This is a genomic window from Sphingobacteriales bacterium, assembly GCA_016706405.1.
Taxonomy (GTDB): domain Bacteria; phylum Bacteroidota; class Bacteroidia; order Chitinophagales; family UBA2359; genus BJ6.
In genome coordinates this window covers 486,116-503,443 of sequence record JADJJT010000002.1, presented here as the reverse complement: position 1 = coordinate 503,443, position 17,328 = coordinate 486,116, and the positions used below count along the sequence as shown (strand labels likewise).

Annotated in this window: 16 protein-coding genes; 12 read left to right on the top strand and 4 right to left on the bottom strand. The window is 40.4% G+C overall.

Going from position 1 to position 17,328, the window contains the following annotated elements:
* Positions 1 to 155 precede the first annotated feature (155 nt).
* From IPI59_08320 to IPI59_08310, 3 genes are read left to right on the top strand one after another with little or no spacing between them, the layout of a single operon-like run.
* The gene (locus IPI59_08320) at positions 156 to 1,610 is read left to right on the top strand and encodes an AAA family ATPase (protein ID MBK7527540.1); all 1,455 of its coding nucleotides are present in this window, start codon (positions 156 to 158) and stop codon (positions 1,608 to 1,610) included.
* Positions 1,611 to 1,648: 38 nt separating this feature from the next.
* A complete protein-coding gene (locus IPI59_08315) occupies positions 1,649 to 2,086 on the top strand; it encodes a DUF423 domain-containing protein (protein ID MBK7527539.1) in 438 nt (145 codons plus the stop codon).
* Between the two features lie 15 nt (positions 2,087 to 2,101).
* The gene (locus tag IPI59_08310; GenBank protein ID MBK7527538.1) at positions 2,102 to 2,782 is read left to right on the top strand and encodes a fused MFS/spermidine synthase; all 681 of its coding nucleotides are present in this window, start codon (positions 2,102 to 2,104) and stop codon (positions 2,780 to 2,782) included.
* 100 nt (positions 2,783 to 2,882) lie between these two features.
* On the opposite strand, the gene IPI59_08305 is transcribed toward IPI59_08310, so the two are convergent.
* Together IPI59_08305 and IPI59_08300 are read right to left on the bottom strand one after the other, a co-directional pair.
* A complete protein-coding gene (locus tag IPI59_08305; GenBank protein ID MBK7527537.1) occupies positions 2,883 to 3,860 on the bottom strand; it encodes a hypothetical protein in 978 nt (325 codons plus the stop codon).
* A 161-nt stretch (positions 3,861 to 4,021) separates the two neighbouring features.
* Positions 4,022 to 4,603 (bottom strand): radical SAM protein, encoded by a 582-nt coding sequence (locus tag IPI59_08300; GenBank protein MBK7527536.1) that lies wholly within the window; start codon positions 4,601 to 4,603, stop codon positions 4,022 to 4,024.
* Between the two features lie 405 nt (positions 4,604 to 5,008).
* Between IPI59_08300 and IPI59_08295 the strand changes: the two genes are divergently transcribed.
* The gene (locus IPI59_08295; GenBank protein ID MBK7527535.1) at positions 5,009 to 7,645 is read left to right on the top strand and encodes an AAA family ATPase; all 2,637 of its coding nucleotides are present in this window, start codon (positions 5,009 to 5,011) and stop codon (positions 7,643 to 7,645) included.
* A 23-nt stretch (positions 7,646 to 7,668) separates the two neighbouring features.
* Here IPI59_08295 and IPI59_08290 read toward each other — a convergent pair whose 3' ends face one another.
* On the bottom strand, positions 7,669 to 9,072 hold the full coding sequence (locus IPI59_08290; protein ID MBK7527534.1) for a hypothetical protein: 1,404 nt from the start codon (positions 9,070 to 9,072) through the stop codon (positions 7,669 to 7,671).
* A gap of 221 nt (positions 9,073 to 9,293) precedes the next feature.
* Here IPI59_08290 and IPI59_08285 point away from each other — a divergent pair, with 221 nt between their 5' ends.
* From IPI59_08285 to xseB, 8 genes are all read left to right on the top strand, one after another.
* Entirely contained in the window at positions 9,294 to 10,658 is a 1,365-nt protein-coding gene (locus tag IPI59_08285; GenBank protein ID MBK7527533.1) for an NAD-dependent succinate-semialdehyde dehydrogenase, read from the top strand.
* A gap of 287 nt (positions 10,659 to 10,945) precedes the next feature.
* Positions 10,946 to 11,608 carry an NUDIX domain-containing protein gene (locus IPI59_08280; protein ID MBK7527532.1) on the top strand — a complete coding sequence of 221 codons (663 nt, stop codon included), beginning with the start codon at positions 10,946 to 10,948 and terminating at the stop codon, positions 11,606 to 11,608.
* 93 nt (positions 11,609 to 11,701) lie between these two features.
* Complete coding sequence (locus tag IPI59_08275; protein ID MBK7527531.1) at positions 11,702 to 12,058, top strand: hypothetical protein; 357 nt, start codon at positions 11,702 to 11,704, stop codon at positions 12,056 to 12,058.
* Between the two features lie 48 nt (positions 12,059 to 12,106).
* A complete protein-coding gene (locus IPI59_08270) occupies positions 12,107 to 12,781 on the top strand; it encodes a metal-dependent transcriptional regulator (protein ID MBK7527530.1) in 675 nt (224 codons plus the stop codon).
* Between the two features lie 78 nt (positions 12,782 to 12,859).
* Positions 12,860 to 13,504, top strand: coding sequence for a deoxynucleoside kinase (locus IPI59_08265; GenBank protein ID MBK7527529.1), 645 nt, complete (start codon positions 12,860 to 12,862; stop codon positions 13,502 to 13,504).
* Positions 13,505 to 13,690: 186 nt separating this feature from the next.
* Positions 13,691 to 14,860, top strand: coding sequence for an N-acetyl-alpha-D-glucosaminyl L-malate synthase BshA (bshA, locus tag IPI59_08260; GenBank protein ID MBK7527528.1), 1,170 nt, complete (start codon positions 13,691 to 13,693; stop codon positions 14,858 to 14,860).
* A 3-nt stretch (positions 14,861 to 14,863) separates the two neighbouring features.
* On the top strand, positions 14,864 to 15,586 hold the full coding sequence (locus IPI59_08255) for a ComF family protein (protein MBK7527527.1): 723 nt from the start codon (positions 14,864 to 14,866) through the stop codon (positions 15,584 to 15,586).
* Positions 15,587 to 15,647: 61 nt separating this feature from the next.
* Entirely contained in the window at positions 15,648 to 15,854 is a 207-nt protein-coding gene (xseB, locus tag IPI59_08250; protein MBK7527526.1) for an exodeoxyribonuclease VII small subunit, read from the top strand.
* 37 nt (positions 15,855 to 15,891) lie between these two features.
* Here xseB and IPI59_08245 read toward each other — a convergent pair whose 3' ends face one another.
* Positions 15,892 to 17,007: an isoaspartyl peptidase/L-asparaginase gene (locus IPI59_08245; GenBank protein ID MBK7527525.1), complete on the bottom strand. Its 1,116-nt coding sequence runs from the start codon at positions 17,005 to 17,007 to the stop codon at positions 15,892 to 15,894.
* Positions 17,008 to 17,328 lie beyond the last annotated feature (321 nt).

The window sequence follows — 17,328 nt, the reverse complement described above, 5'->3', positions numbered from 1 at the left end:
AAAAAATGGTGCGCGCCATGACCAATGATACCGATATTGTGGTAAACGACCCCAGCGACCGCGAATTATTAGCACAAGACTTTATTAAAATTTTTAACATAGTTATTAAAGACGAAACCTCAATATCGCGGCGCGAACAATTTGTATTAGTTTATATGTTTGAACGCTTGGTAGGCGATGGCGATATGGCAGAAAGTATAAAACTTAGCCGAATTAACGACCTTTTGCAAAACGAACGCTTTAACGAAAACTTTGAAAGAATGCGCAATTTGTCGTTTTTTAACGTTAAAAGCCAATTTCCGGATGAATTGCTACTGCCCGTAGTTTTATCAAAAATTAACCACCCGCAATTCCCACAGTTAGGGTCGCATTTATACCGTTTTGGCTCCATCGTAGTAAAAGCCGATGGTGTTGTTAGCGAAAAAGAAACCGAAATATTGCAAAAACTGCTCGAACAAATTAATGCGCCCAAAAAGGCAATTCCAAACGTAAAACACACCGAAGCTAAAAAAGACGAAACCTTAGACGACGTAATTGCCGAGCTCAACGAATTGGTTGGCTTAAAAAACATTAAAGAAGATATTAAAACGCTCATTAACTTCTTAAAAATACAAAAAGCCCGCGAAGCCGAAGGCCTCTCAACCTTGTCGAGGGCGCTACACTCGGTATTTATGGGCCCTCCCGGAACGGGCAAAACCACCGTAGCAAGGCTTATGGGGCGCATATTTAAACAAATTGGTATTTTAAAAAGTGGTCATTTAGTTGAAGCCGACCGCGCAGGTTTGGTGGCCGGATACATTGGTCAAACTGCCTTAAAAGTGGACGAAATTGTAAAACAGGCCTTAGATGGGGTGTTGTTTATAGACGAGGCTTACGCCTTGGCGCGCGGCGGCGATAGCGATAAACGCGATTTTGGCAACGAAGCCATAGAAATTTTATTAAAACGGATGGAAGACAACCGCGAGCGTTTAGTGATTATTGTAGCAGGCTATCCGGATGAAATGGAGGATTTTATCAAATCAAATCCCGGATTACAGTCGAGGTTTAACCGCTATTTTAAATTTGCCCACTACACCGGCGCCGAAATGCTCGATATTTTTAAGCTCAACTGCCGCAAATCGGACTTTACACTCACCGAAGATGCCGAAGAAAAATTGGGTTTTATATTTGACGAATTGTACAAAAACAGAAACCGAAGCTTTGGCAACGCGCGGGTAGTGCGCACCTTGTTCGAAGAAATTGTAGAGGCGCAAGCTAATCGCTTAGTACATGTTGCCGAACTCACAAAAGAAGTGTTAATGGCAATTACCGAAGCCGATGTTCCGGAAGTTAAAAGCACCGTGCGCGACTTATTGGTTTTTGACCCCGAAAAAGACCGCAAACAGCAACAGCAACAAGAGCAGGCTCAAAATATGGGTAATATGAACGTAAAAGATATGATGGAAATGATGAAAAATATGATGCCGCCGCCGGCAACACCCGTATCAAATCCGGATGAAAACCCACAAACGCCACCTTCTACAACAGAAACACCACCACCCCCTCCCCCACCCTCCACATCTGAAACGCCGCCTCCTGCAACCGAAACGCCACCTCCAACAGACAAATAAGCAGGTTGCGTTTAATTAAAGTACTACAATTGATAATTATGACTAAAATAAAAAACGCATCGCTGTTTTATGGTTGCCTATTTGCCATGCTGGCCGTTTGCTTAGGCGCATTTGGCGCACATGGATTAAAAAACCTAATTAGTGCCGACTATATTATTATTTACCAAAAAGGGGTTGATTATCAGTTTTACCACGCCTTTGCCTTAATTGGTTTGGGTTTGTGGAGCGCCAACAATCCATTTAGCCAAAAATGGGTTAAATTTGCCCACAGGTGTTTTATTGCGGGAATTCTTTGTTTTTCGGGGTCGTTGTACTTGTTGGCCTGCCGCGAGGTGTTGGGTATTGCTAATTTCACCTCGTTTATTGGCCCAGTTACTCCCATTGGAGGTTTGTTGTTTATTGCCGGATGGTTTTGTTGGTTGCTATCTGTTAGGTATGAGGCAAAAACCAATACTGCTAAGGGCGAAAACCAGTAGTTTTTTTACTAAAACATGAAAACCCATTTATTTACGACCTTAAAACGTTGGCTAAGTTATATTGTAGCTGTTCCGATAGAAAAAACGGCAAGTGCATATAATTCAACTTTAGCCGTTTCTATGTACAGAGGGCGTATTTTTTTAAGTAGCAGCCATGCCATATACTCGTGCGAAGATTTGTACGATGCCTTTTACCATCCGTTTACTAAACTGTTAATGCAAAATACACCCTTAAACAAGGTATTAGTATTGGGTTTGGGCTTGGGTGCCGTGCCTTATATGCTCGAGGTGCATTTTGCCCAAAATGCCCATTATACCGCTGTTGAAATAGACCCTAAAGTAATTGCTTTAGCCCAAAAATATTTGCCACAATGGCTAACCAACAAAATAAATTTTATTGAGGCCGATGCTGCTAATTTTATTGCCCAAGTACCAAATAACTATTTTGATTTAATAGCGGTAGATATTTTTAACGATACCACCACGCCAACGCATTTTTTTACCGAAACTTTTTTGAATCAACTAAAGCCGTGGTTAGCTGCATCCGGATACCTTTTTTACAATTGCCTTGCCGATACCTCCGAACACATAACTGCTACTGATAATTTTTATAACAATGTGTTTAAAAAAGTTTTTCCTGATGCCTTTGTTATACCCCTTGCCGATACAAACAAATGTTTAGTAGTTCAGCAATAGCAACAACAAGCGCAATTTAGTCTAATAAAAAACAGCTTACTGCATATATAATTTTGCAGCAAGCTGTTTGTTTTTTTTTAATGAGGGCAATCAATACTTGTTATTTCATAACATATTTACTGCTTCCAATACGGTAACCATCTTGGTATAGCTCTACCTCGTAGGTGCCTTCGTCAAAATCGTTGTCGGGCTGCCAGTACATACAATAATTTTCAACGGAGCGTTGATAGTTAATGGCTGCTTTGGCGGTGTACTGTACCGTTTCGCCCGTATCAGAGAGTTTTATGGTACCCGAACCCATTGACTCAATAGACATAACCTCGCCTTTTGGAGTTACAATGCGCAGGTAAATGGTTTTTTGACCAGGGTCGGCAATAGCATTTTCAGGCACATCAAAGCAAACTTTCATTTTTTCGGCGCGTTGGTTGCGACTGGTTGCAACTTCTTTGCCGCTGCGCTTTACTTTTACACCCGATACCGAAATATTACCAGCCGATAAAACTTTACCTCTGTTGACTGTTTTAGTCAGGCTTTCTTTGGCTTGGGTTAGGTTTTCGGTTTTGGAGGTCAAATCGGTATTTTTTTGTTGCAACTGTTGGTTTTGGGTCAGTTGGCTGTCTAAGTTAGTTTTAAGGCTAACGTTTTGCTCGGTAAGTGTCGTTTTTTCGGTAGTAAGCTGTTGGTTAGCGTACTGTAATTCGGCAATTTGGCGTTTAAAAGTTTCTACCTCGCCGCGTAAACTTTCAATCATTTGGCGGGCTTTCGCTAATTCGCTGCGCGAAGCATTACCTTTCGACAGTAATTTTTTAATTTCGGCGGCTTTGGCTTCAATTTCAGAACGAGCGGTGCCTAATGACGAATCTAATTGCGAGTTGTCTAAGCGTAGTTGTTCAATATCGGCTAAAGCCTTGTCAACTTCACTTTGTAGGCCGGCTTTTTCGTCGGCTAAGGTGGCAACAGCTTGCTCGTGTTGCGCTTTCATTTGGCGGTTATTGTAAAACAAAAAGGCGTTAATAATTAACAACAGCACAATGAGCGCAATAAATAAGGGCTTAAGAACTTTATTCTCTTCGGCCATAATGGTTTGTTTATGGTTTAAAAAAAAGTATAATTAATATAATAAATAATAATTTTGAACGATTATGGGCAAACCTATTCTTTCAATTCGTCTGCTAAGTTTTCAAATTTTGATGATTTTTAAGCCTTTTTTAGACAAGGGCCCATGAATTTACTTGTTTGCTATGGAATATTAATATATTTATGTGTTTGCAATGATAATGTCCACTTAGGGTTTTGTTGTATATATTGAACAATTTGTGGGGTTATAGCGGCAGCTTTACTCCATTCGGGTTGTAAATAGAGGTTGCAATTTTTATTTACTTGTTCAGCGTAAAGTTCGGCCCAGTCAAAATCGTGTTTGTTGTAAATTACCACTTTAAGTTCATTTGCCTGAGCTATAACACTGGCAGTTGGCGGTTTAAATTTTTTAGGCGACAGGCAAATCCAATCCCACTCGCCACTTAGCCGCTGGCTGCCCGATGTTTCAAGATGGGTTTTGTAGCCTAAATTTTGTAATGCCAAGCAGAGAGGATTTAAGTGATAGAGCAAAGGTTCGCCGCCGGTAATAACAACCATTTTGGCAGGGAATTGCTGTACCTGCAATAAAATATCCGGAATAGAATAAGCCAAATATTTATCGGCATCCCACGACTCTTTTACATCGCACCAATGGCAACCAACATTGCAACCAGCCAGCCGTATAAAAATAGCGGCATGGCCGGTAAAACACCCTTCGCCCTGTAATGTATAAAACAGCTCCATTACCGGATACATTACAGTAGTCATTGCAGTATCGGTAGTTAATAAAGAGGAATCGGTGTTTTGCAAAGTAAACATTTGTTTTCCGGCCAACTTATACTTAAAATATATACAAACCAATTAAGCCACAAAGATACGGCTTTTATGCTTAAAAACGTTAAACAAGCTTAAATTGATACATTTCTTGCCACATCCGGATAAAAATTTGGCATTTTCAATCGTTTATCCTAATTTTGTGATTTTATTTTCTTGCGTACATAAGCTCTATATTTACCTGCCAATTTACTGAACTTAACCTAAATTTTGTACCTGATTCAATTTAAATTCAGGTCGTGTTTTGTCTTCTAAAAACAAGACTGCGCTTAAACAATCCAAGCACACCTAATTTGTTCATTATATTATTTTATTATGCCTCCTCAACACCCAAGTGATTTTGTCCCTTACAAAGTTCGCGATTTAAAAGTGTACGGCTCTGCCGAATGGTTGGCCAACGAGCAAAAAAAATACCGGAGGGTTTACGACCGTTCTGAGACTACCTATATCTATGCCGAACTTTCGTTTTACAACAAATTGTTTGACGAAGAAGACTGGACCTTAGATGTAACCCTAAAATGCTTCTCTATTAAAGATGGTAAACGCACCGAGCTTTGCAATTTAACCTCGCAAAAAACAATTACCAAAGACGCAAATATAGTTTATGTTCGCGAAGGCTGGGGGCATAAAAAACATGGCCTTTACTGGCGCGCCGGCGCTTATGAGTGGGAAGCCTTTTTAAATACAAAATCGGTTGCTACCCAAGCATTTTATATTGAAGATATTGGCATGGTAACCGATGACCACAACCCATTTTTTAATGTAGCCGCCGTAAAAATTTTTGAAGGCCCAAGCAACGGCGTAAACTTTGAAGACCGTACTTATTATAAAAACTTCGATGCCGCTAATACACGTTATGTTTTTGCCGAACTTTCGTTTGACAACCTTATTGAGGCGCAGCCATGGAACTGTGAAGTTAATTTTAAATTTTACAACGATGCCCGCCAGTTAAAAGGCGAAACCATTGAACTGTTTGCCGTAAAACCAGAAGACAAAAGTTTTACCATTACCTCCGGATGGGGGTCGAACGATGTAGGCTCGTGGTATCAAGACAGATATACTTTAGAGGTTGTTTTTATGGACAAACTCATAGCCGTACTACCCTTTGAAGTGGGCGAATCCTTTGAAGAAGGTATGAACGATGCCCTCTTGGCTGCCGAAGGCGTAAGTTTTACACCTATGATAGAAACGGAAGCTACGTCTTTAGAAGAGGTAATGCAGCAATTAAATGAACTAGTAGGGTTGAAAGCCATAAAAAAACGTATAACTGATTATACCTCCTACCTCCAATTTTTAAAAATCCGGACGGACAAGGGCTTTGAAGACCAGCAACGCATCAGCCTCCACTCGGTATTTACCGGAAATCCCGGAACGGGTAAAACCACCGTAGCACGCATGTTGGGGCAAATTTATAAACACATGGGCCTGCTTAGCAAAGGCCACGTACACGATGTTGACCGCGCCGACTTGGTAGGTGAGTATATTGGCCAAACAGCTCCAAAAGTAAAAGAAGCCATAAAACAAGCTCGCGGTGGCGTTTTGTTTATTGATGAAGCCTACAGTTTGTCGAGGGTTAAAGATGATGCAAAAGATTTTGGCCGCGAGGTTATTGAAATCATCATTAAAGAAATGAGCGACGGCAAAGGCGATTTAGCTATTATTGTAGCCGGATACCCTGCCGAAATGCGCACTTTTATAGACACTAACCCCGGCTTACGCTCGCGATTTAGCCAGTGGTTCGAATTTCCGGATTATTTGCCCCAAGAATTATCTGATATTGCCGAATATGCAGCTAAACATAGCAACGTAATTTTGCACCCACAAGCCAAAAGCTATTTATACACCAAAATTGTAGATGCTTACCGCACCCGCAACCAATATTTTGGCAACGCACGCTTTGTATTTAGCCTCATTGACCAAGCCAAAATTAATTTAGGCCTACGGGTTATGCAAACCGAAAACCCCAAAAATCTTACCGGCGAAGAACTTTCGACCATTTTTGTTGAAGATGTTGAAAAGATTTTCAAAGAGCAAGAACGCCGCATTCCGGATATACCTATTGACGAAACTATTTTGCAAGAAACTTTGCTTGAACTTGACCAAATGATTGGTCTTGAATCAGTAAAAACCGAAATTGCTGAACTAGTGCGCTTGGTAAAGTTCTACCGCGACCAAAACAAAGAAGTATTAAACCGTTTCTCGTTACACTCGGTATTTGTAGGAAACCCCGGAACCGGTAAAACTACCGTAGCGCGTATTTTAGCCAAAATATTTAAAGCATTGGGTATTTTAGAGCGCGGCCACTTAGTAGAGTGCGACAGACAAAGCCTTGTTGCTGGCTATGTTGGGCAAACAGCCATTAAAACTTCCGAAATGATAGACCAAGCAATTGGCGGCGTACTTTTTATTGACGAGGCATACTCGCTTACCCAAGTAGGTAGCAATAGCCACGATTTTGGTCGCGAAGTGATTGAAACGCTTATTAAACGCATGGAAGACCAAAAAGGACTGTTTGCCGTTGTTGTTGCCGGATATACTGACAATATGAAAACCTTTATTGAAAGTAATCCGGGCCTAAAATCGCGTTTTGACAGGGTGTTAAAATTTGAAGACCTTAGCGCAGAAAACCTTATGACGGTTGCTTTGGCCGAGCTACACAAAGAAGAATATGTTTTAGACGAAGCTGCCAACGCCGCATTAACCAATTATATGTCGCTAATATACAAGGCCCGCGATAAATACTTTGGCAATGGACGTACTGCCATTAAAATTATTCGCGAAATAATACGCCGGCAAAACCTGCGTATTGCCCAACTTGATAAAGCAGAACGCACCCCCGACGTGCTCAATACCATTACCCTTGACGATGTTAAAGCCCTTGACCCCAATATGATGGCTTTTGGCGAACGCAAACTTTTAGGATTTCAAACGGTAAATTCGGTTGGAGAGTAATTTTTTAGGTTACACTGAATTTATTAAGGCAAATTTCGCCTGTATTGTGCGCTTTTAATGGCCTCCTCATTATTTGGCGGGCTAAGTGCTGCATCGCGTTGCTGCATCATTGAAGCAGTAATTTGGCTTTTATTGCAAAATGCAATGGTTTTATAGGCTTGGTAGGTCATGGCATCCCAATGTATAATGCCTTTAGCGTATTGATGATAATGAATACCGTTTATAAGACAGGTAATTACTACAAAAACTACCACTAATATCCGGATAAAAAAACGCTTACCCACCCATACCCAGTTAAAAAACGCGGCCATGGCAAAGGCCCATAAGGCATAGTAATCAACCATCATTCGCTGTCCATAGCCCACATACCACCAACACCACCAGCTAGCCATAAAATAACAAGTCCATGTTAAAGCAATAAAAACAAAGTTCAATTGTTGCCGGTGCCTCATCCACAAAGGTATTAAGCCCATCAATGCCAATAAAACTATCGGATTGTAAATAACCCATCCATTGCGAAAACTAAAAAACGTTTTGTTTAACAATGGTTCGAACCAAAAAAAACGCTCGTTATAATAGGTGTTCACCCAAATTTGCCCGGTTGTTTGGTAAAAGTACACTATTTGTGGAATTAGCGGTAAACAAAAGAGCAAAACGCCAATTGCTAAAGGCATTTTGTATTGGGTGAAAATAAATTTTATCCGGATGAAAAAACTTTGTAAACTGCCAATATCTACCAAAAATGGCAATATCATCCAAACAATATGGGTGATTCGCATGGCTGTTAATAAACCCAAGAGCAAACTTATAATCAGTATCCAGTAGGCACGGTTTGTCAAGAGAAACTTTTTTATACCATACAACAGCATACTAAAAAGGGCAAAACAATAGGCGTGTGTCATGCCATAATCTTTGGTACAATAATACAGTAAATTAGTGCCAAGTATTAACGAAGTTAAGGTAAATGCTACAGCTACATCGGTAAAATATTGCCGCAGTACCCAGCGCAAACAATACAAGCCAATAAATGTTAGCACAACACAGTTAATTAGCAAAAACCACCGGTAAGGTAAGGAGTAGCCATTTGCTTCGTAACCAAATTTTTTAGCGCAAACATGTGCTATTAAAAAAGCAGGAGTTTGTAAAACAGCTAAACCCGAACTATATTTGTTAATTTGTAACTGCGGTTTGTATTGATAGGGTCGGGCAAATGTATTGCTTTTGTAATAAATACTGCTGCTAGTATCAATAAAGGTAAAATCGGTAGTTTTGTATATAAACCACTGCGGCAAATACGCATGATATCCGCCGGCATCCCATCCTGAAATTTTGACTTCTTCCTTCCAAGTGCTTTCGCTGCGAATAACCAATGCGGCTGTAACCAAAAACGCTACCAACACATAAGCCGACCAGCTTTTTTTCTTCATGGGTAATTAATAATTAATAAAATAAGGTGCTTTAATTTTAGGTGGTATTAATTTTAATATTTGGCCAAAGATACATAAAGCAGATGTGAATACAACAAATTATTGCCTTTGCCACTAAAATACTGATTTACAAACTAAATGCCGTAATTTTGCCGTCATTAATTTAATACCAGTTTTTTCTATTAATTTGGTTACTTACTCAATCAACTTTTTTACTATATATGCGCTACGCCACTTTGTCGCCGTATAACGACGAACTTTTAGCACGTTTTCCGCTACACAGCGAGCGGGCGTTGCGTACCATTTTGCGTAAGGCTACACAAGGCGCACAATTAAATAGCAGTGCCAATTTTAGCCAGCGTGCGGCTAAACTTCAACAGGTTGCGATTTTATTACAACAAAACAAGCCAGCATTAGCCAATTTAATTACCCTCGAAATGGGTAAACCCATCAACCAATCTCATGCCGAAATTGACAAATGTATTTGGGTGTGTAATTATTATGCCGAAAATACCCGCCATTTTTTAGGCGACGAAATTATATCAACCAACCACCAGCTTAGCATGGTTTGCCACGAGCCGCTAGGTGTAATTTTGGCCATTATGCCTTGGAATTTTCCATTTTGGCAGGTATTTAGGTTTGGAGCCGCTGCCCTTATGGCCGGCAATGCCTTAATTGTAAAACATGCCCCTAATGTGCCTCAATGTGCCTTGGCTATTGAAGATTTGTTTAAAAAAGCTCATTTTTTAGATGGTGTTTACCAAAACGTGTTTGCCAACGAGGTGCAAATTAAAAATTTAATTGAAAACGCCCAAGTAAAAGCCGTAACCTTTACCGGAAGTTTTGCCGCAGGTAGCCAGGTAGCCGCAATAGCCGGAAAAAATGTAAAAAAAATAGTATTAGAACTTGGCGGCAGCGACTCGTTTATTGTACTGCCCGATGCCAATGTTAAACAAGCTATTGACACGGCTATTCAGTCGCGCATGAATAATAGCGGGCAAAGTTGCCTTGCCGCAAAACGTTTTATTGTTACACCACAGGTTTACCCCGATTTTTTATCCGGCATGATTGAAGGGGTGCGACAATTAAAAATGGGCAACCCATTTGATGAAACAACTCAAATAGGCCCAATAGCCCGTCTTGATTTATTAGTAACCCTTGAAAAACAATTGAAAAACTCACTTAAAATGGGTGCCGAAGTGGCTATTGGCGGCATTCGCGCCCCTAAAAAAGGCTTTTTTTACCAGCCAACTATACTTACAAATGTAAAACCGGGTATGCCCTGTTTTGACGAAGAAGTTTTTGGCCCCGTTGCCTCTATTACCTTAGCACACAACGAAATAGATGCCTTGCAATTAGCTAACCAAACCAAATATGGCTTGGGCGCATCAATTTGGAGTACAAACGTTGAACGCGCTAAACGATTTGCCAAACTTTTACAGGTAGGTAATGTTTATATTAACACTTTACCGCAAAGCGACCCACGGCTTCCGTTTGGAGGCACTAAGGCCTCGGGCTATGGCCGCGAATTGTCGCAATACGGTTTGCAAGAATTTGTAAACATTAAAACAGTGGTGGTTAATTAAATATATATTACTACTATTATGATTCGATTTTGAGACGCAAAGAGCACATGACGGTTGGTTTTATAAATTTGCACAAACAGATATATTCTAATTTGGTACTATCCGGAAGAAACCAATAAGATAGAAATTTTCATAAATTTGCTGCCTCGACAATAAAAATTGAACTAACTTGCAAGCAAAGATGAGCAGCCTTGGAATTGAATATCTGCCAGCATGGATAATTTTTTCCTTATCCGGATTTTTATTAAAAAACAATACAAACTTGCCGTTAAATCTGTCTTAAACAAATGAACAAATTTTATATTGACCATATTCCGGTATTTTTGGCCACCAATCCACTCTCAACGGGGGCTGGCCTTAGTAAAACCCATTTAGAACTTACTTACCATAGCCTTGAAGAATTGGGTGAAATTATTAAATACATAAGGGCAGAAATAAAAAATTTGCAAGCGGTAACAATATGGCATCCGGATTTTAACAAATTGCAAGGCGATATACTTACCTACTACAAATTTGTTGAGGCAGCAGGTGGAGCAGTATTTAACGCATCAAACGAATTGTTAATGATACACCGGCTTGATAAGTGGGATTTGCCCAAAGGAAAACTTGACCCCGGAGAAACTACCCAACAGGCAGCCCTGCGCGAAGTTACCGAAGAAACTGCCATAACAAACCTTACCATTGTAGAACCTGTAAACCTGCCTCATACAGGTGCATACACCTACCATACTTTTGTTGACCACAATGGAAAACGTATGCTAAAACGCACAGCTTGGTATGTTATGCGTTGCCCCGGCCACCCCATTGGAAAACCACAAACCTCCGAAGGCATCTCGGAAATTAAATGGATACCTCAATCCGAAATTCAAACTACCACTACAAATAGTTATCCTACTATTATAGATGTGGTGCAATCGGCGGTATTGCTAAATATGGCAAAAATTGCCTAATTTTGAGCATCCGTTTTTCAATTACTTTATTTTTTTCAATATAATCAATTGCAATATTAAATAATTTACCTATTTATAATAAAAGATTAAAAGATGACACCTTATTTAGCTAATTTAATAAACGGCGCTGTTTGTGTAGTTATGGGCCTTTGGGGCTATACAACTACCCACGCAACTACTGCCTTAATTGCTCCTATTCTTGGCTTAGTATTTTTGGCCTGCACCAAAGGATTTCGTACCAACAATAAAATTATAGTGCACGTAGTAGTAGTATTAACTTTATTATTGCTTATTGCCTTAATTAAACCACTTACGGGTGCCTTAAACGATAACGATACGTCAGGGTTAATTCGTATTGGTGTTATGCTTTTAACGAATGCCGTAGCCTTAGTTGTTTTCATCAAAAGCTTTATTGACGTAAGACGCAACCGCAACACAACAGGGCAATAAAACAACTCCAGTGCGCTAATAGGCCAACCAATTAATTATTTAATTAACATGCTAACCGTAGCCGAAGAAAATTACCTTAAAACTATCTTTAAACTGGCTTCACCACAAGGCAGCAAACAAACGTTTGTAAACACAAATGCCATTGCTGCCAATTTAGCTACCAAAGCTGCCTCGGTTACTGATATGTTAAAAAAATTGGCCGACAAAAACCTTATCATCTACCAGCGTTACAAAGGAGTACAATTAACACAATATGGAAATATATTGGCTAAAAACCTGCTTCGCAAACACCGGCTTTGGGAACTGTTTTTAGTCGAAAAATTAGCTTTCTCTTGGGATACTGTGCACGAAATTGCCGAGCAATTAGAGCATATTCAGTCAGAAGAGTTGGTAAAACGCTTAGATGTATTTTTAGGCCATCCTAAATTTGACCCCCACGGCGACCCAATTCCGGATGAGGCCGGTAATTTTTCACCCGAACACCCTCCGCGCATACTGCTTTCGCAATTACAAGTGGGGCAAGTAGCCACTGTAGTTGGCGTTATTGAACATCATCCCGATTTTTTGCGCTACTTAACCGAACATGCTTTAATATTGGGCGCTACAGTAGCTGTAACCGAAACGCACCCGTTTGACCAATCATTAGATATTATTATAAATCAATATCAACAACTTACTATTTCGCAACTGACCAGCCAAGCCATATATGTTTGTTTAACCTAAAAAAACTACGTTTTTTACTTAATCGAATTATTTGGCTGCGTTTTATTGCAGTTTTACAAAACAAATAACCTTTTACTTATGATAGAGCCAACCAATAATAAGAAGATACAACATATAGCAGTAGCAGGTAATATTGGCGCCGGAAAAACAACGTTGGTAGAACTTTTAAGCAAAAGCTTTAATTGGGAAATTATGTACGAAGACGTTGAAAACAACCCTTACCTGCAAGATTTTTACGAAAATATGCCCCGGTGGTCGTTTAACCTGCAAATTTATTTTTTAAATAGCCGGTTCAACCAAATAAGAAAAATAAGGCAGGCTACAAGACCGGTTATTCAAGACAGGACTATTTATGAAGATGCCAATATTTTTGCCCCCAACCTCCACGAAATGGGCTTAATGACCCAGCGCGATTTTTCAACTTATCTAACATTATATGATACCTTGCTCTCGCAATACGAGCACCCCGATTTAATGATTTATTTGCGCGCATCGGTACCAAAATTAGTTGAACAAATACGTACGCGCGGGCGCGATTACGAAGAAAATATCCGAATTGATTATTTAGGCCGCTTAAACGATTATTACGAACGTTGGATTGAGCAGTACAGCCATAGCCCTAAACTTATTGTCAATATTGACGAGTGCAATTTTAAAGACAACCCCGAACAATTAGGTGAGGTTATAAACCGAGTTCACTCGCAATTGTATGGGCTTTTTTAATTGTCTTGAACTAGCAAAAAACCTATTTAAAAGCGCAAATAATTAATTAAATTACAAACTAAATGCTACGATGAACGTTTGATAGAATAGCACTATCCGGAAAAATAAAATCCGGAAAAGTTGCCGCGTTTTCTTCGCACTTAAACTCCAACGTTATTTCAGATATATTCACCACTCGACCTATTTATGAAAATTGGCATTGTTTGTTACCCAACTTACGGCGGTAGCGGTGTAGTTGCTACCGAGTTGGGCAAAGCATTAGCGCATAAAGGCCACTACGTGCATTTTATTACCTATAGGCAGCCCCCCCGCTTAAGTGCATTAGCCTTCGAAACCCGTACATTTTACCATGAGGTTTCGTTTTACGAGTACCCCTTGTTTGAGTATGCCCCCTATAGTTCGGCCTTAACCAGCAAAATTGTAGATGTGGTGCGCCACGAAAAATTAGACCTCGTGCATGTGCATTATGCTATACCTCACGCATCGGCGGCGTATATGGCGCAGCAAATTTTAAAAACACATGGCATTTATATGCCATTTATAACCACTTTGCACGGCACCGATATTACCTTAGTGGGTAAAGATGCTACTTTTGAACCCATTGTTACGTTTAGCATTAACGCCAGCGACGGTATAACTGCCGTTTCGGAAAGTTTAAAAAAACAAACTTACCAATATTTTAACATACCAAAAGATATTGCCGTTATACCCAATTTTATTGACCTTAGCGCGTTTAAAAAACATAACAAAGAGCATTTCAAAAAGGCAATCGCACCAAACGGCGAGCGCATTATTATGCACACCTCGACCTTTAGACCTGTAAAACGGATTGACGATGTAATGCAGGTTTTTTACCAAATATACCAACAAATTCCAAGCAAATTACTGCTGGTTGGCGATGGCCCCGAACGTGCCAAAGCCGAACAGTTTTGCCGCGATAAAAACCTTTGCAACGATGTGTTATTTTTAGGCAAACAAGATGCTATTGGCGAACTGTTGGCAGTTACCGATTTGTTTTTGCTGCCCTCAGAAAGTGAAAGTTTTGGTTTGGTAGCCTTAGAAGCAATGGCTTGCGAGGTTCCGGTAATTTCATCAAATACAGGGGGTATTCCGGAAATTAATATTCATGGCCAAACCGGATTTTTAAGCGATGTTGGCAATATTAATGAAATGGCACAAAATGCCATCATGTTATTACAAAACAACGACTTGCTGCAAGAATTCCGGAAAAATGCCTTGCAACGTGCCACTCAATTTGACCTTCATAAAATACTGCCTCTTTACGAAAACTACTATCTAACTGTTATTGAGCGAGCAAAAAAGGCAAATTACCACTTAAATAACTACGCTGTTTGAGGTATGCTTAAACGTTTGATGAACGATATTGTTAACTGGGTTTTTCCGGAGAATTGCGCTGCTTGTGGGCTTCGCCTGCTTCAACACGAGCGGGTAATTTGCCTGTTTTGCCAAAATAATTTACCGCAAACCTATTTGCATACATCGCCCACCGAAAACTGGTTAAGCCGCGAGTTTTACGGCCGTTTAAACTTACAGGCAGCCGTAGCCATGTATTTGTATGGAAAAGGCGCCCGGGTACAGCGTTTAATACACCAACTAAAATATAATAACCAACCTGAAATTGGCGAATTTATAGGCCAGCGTTACGGCCAAATTTTACAACAAACACCTGCTTTTATGCAGCTAAATATAGAGGCCGTAGCCATGGTTCCGTTGCACAAAACAAAACAAAAGCAACGCGGTTACAACCAGTGCGAAGCATTGGCAAACGCAGTAGCACAGCAATTAAATATACCGTTTTACCCCAACGCCTTGCAGCGAAATCGCTTTACCGAAACCCAAACCCAAAAAGGCCGGATAAACAGATTTGCCAATGTGCAAAACTTGTTTTATGTAGCACAGCCCCAACAACTTGAAAACAAACACATACTACTTATTGACGATGTAATTACCACCGGAGCCACCATTGAAGCTTGTGGCAGCCCCATTTTAAACTTAAACGGCACCACCAAACTTAGTATTTTAAGCATTGCCTGCGCACCTAAATCGGTTATGGCCCATTAATGGTTTTATTTAATTTATCATCTATCTATCGTATTTTATACATTTCCTCGTTTTATTAAACATGAAAAAAACCGAATCAAACACTAATTTGCCTTCTAATTACCAAGCCGCCTTAAACGAACTTACCGACTTGGTTGCCGACATGGAAAACCAAACTATAACTGTTGATGATTTGGCCGAAAAAGTACAACGGGCATTGGCTTTAATTGCTTTTTGCGAAACCAAACTAAGGCAAACCACCGAAGCAGTACAAAATACTTTAACTTAGCAGTACAGGTTTGACAGTAGCAATAAGAACAAAAGAATTATTCATCTTTGTAAATTGCCACATAAACAGGTTTGTCTTTTGTTTTGTAGGCACGGCACATGCTTTCGGTGCTAAACGGCATGGATATATTGCCCTCGGCATCAATAGCAATTATGCCTCCAAGCCCTCCCTTAGGTTCGAGCACATCAAAAATCACGGTTCGGGCGGCCTCATCTACCGGCGATTTGCCATAGGCCATGCGGGCAGCCACATCAAAGGCGGCAGCATTGCGTATAAAATACTCGCCATGCCCTGTACACGATACAGCCACTACCTCATTTGAAGCGTAGGTTCCGGCGCCAATAATAGGCGAGTCGCCAACCCTGCCCCAGCGCTTGTTCATCATTCCCCCTGTAGAAGTGCCGGCTGCTAAATTACCTTCATAATCTAAGGCAACAGCTCCAACAGTGCCAAATTTACCATCTGGGTTTATGGGCGGCCAATTATTTGAATCGCTCGGAAGTTTATTTGGTGTGTTTTTGCTGCCGCCGCTACCGCCGCTATGCGATTTTTTCCAGGCACTCACTTGTTCTTCGGTAAAAAAGTACGAGGTATCAACTAAGGTAAAGCCATTTTCGGTAGCAAAACGTTCGGCACCTTCGCCAATCAGCAAAACATGTGGCGACGAGTTCATAACTTGCCGTGCCACTTGTATAGGGTTTTTAATGTGTTTTACGCCTGCCACTGCACCCGCCTTTCCGGTTTTGCCACTCATAATAGAGGCATCGAGGGTAATACCGCCTTCGTAGGTTAATACTGCCCCGCATCCGGCGTTAAATAAAGGACAGTCTTCTAAATAACTAATAGCCATTTCAACGGCATACTCGCTGGGGGCGCCGCGCTCTAAATAGGCATATCCAATTTCGGCAGCTTTTTTTAAATGGGCACGGTAGGCATGGTCAAGCGAGTCGGATATTTTGCCGCGCTGTAGTGAGCCGGCTCCTCCATGCACCACTATAGAAATAGGTGGACGTGGTTTTGGCGTTGTTTCAACCGCTGTGGCTTCCATAGAAATTTGAGTATTTGGAGTGTCGGTTTGCAAAATATTTTGTTTGGGTTTACAGGTGGCAAAAGATAGTATAAACAAGAGTATCGGGAACCGAAAATTAAGCATCCGGATGAAAAAGTTGAACTGTGCCATATTGCAATTATTGTTGTTGTTGAATAAATAACAATCGAAGAACTTATTTAGCTCCCAATATCGGTCTATTTTTGAGTAAGACAAAAAATAATTCGATTTTTTCCCTTGTTTTTTCCGGATATGTTTAGAATTACAATATCTGGTCTTCTTATTTTGAGCTTGTAGCGCTTTATTAGCAGCGTGCCCCAAGAGGTTTGCAACCAAAATTGTGAAGTATTCATCATCAAAATTAGGTAATATTTGGCTTTACGCGTTTTTATCCGGAATTTTGCGGTTTTTTTGGGCGTATTTGCT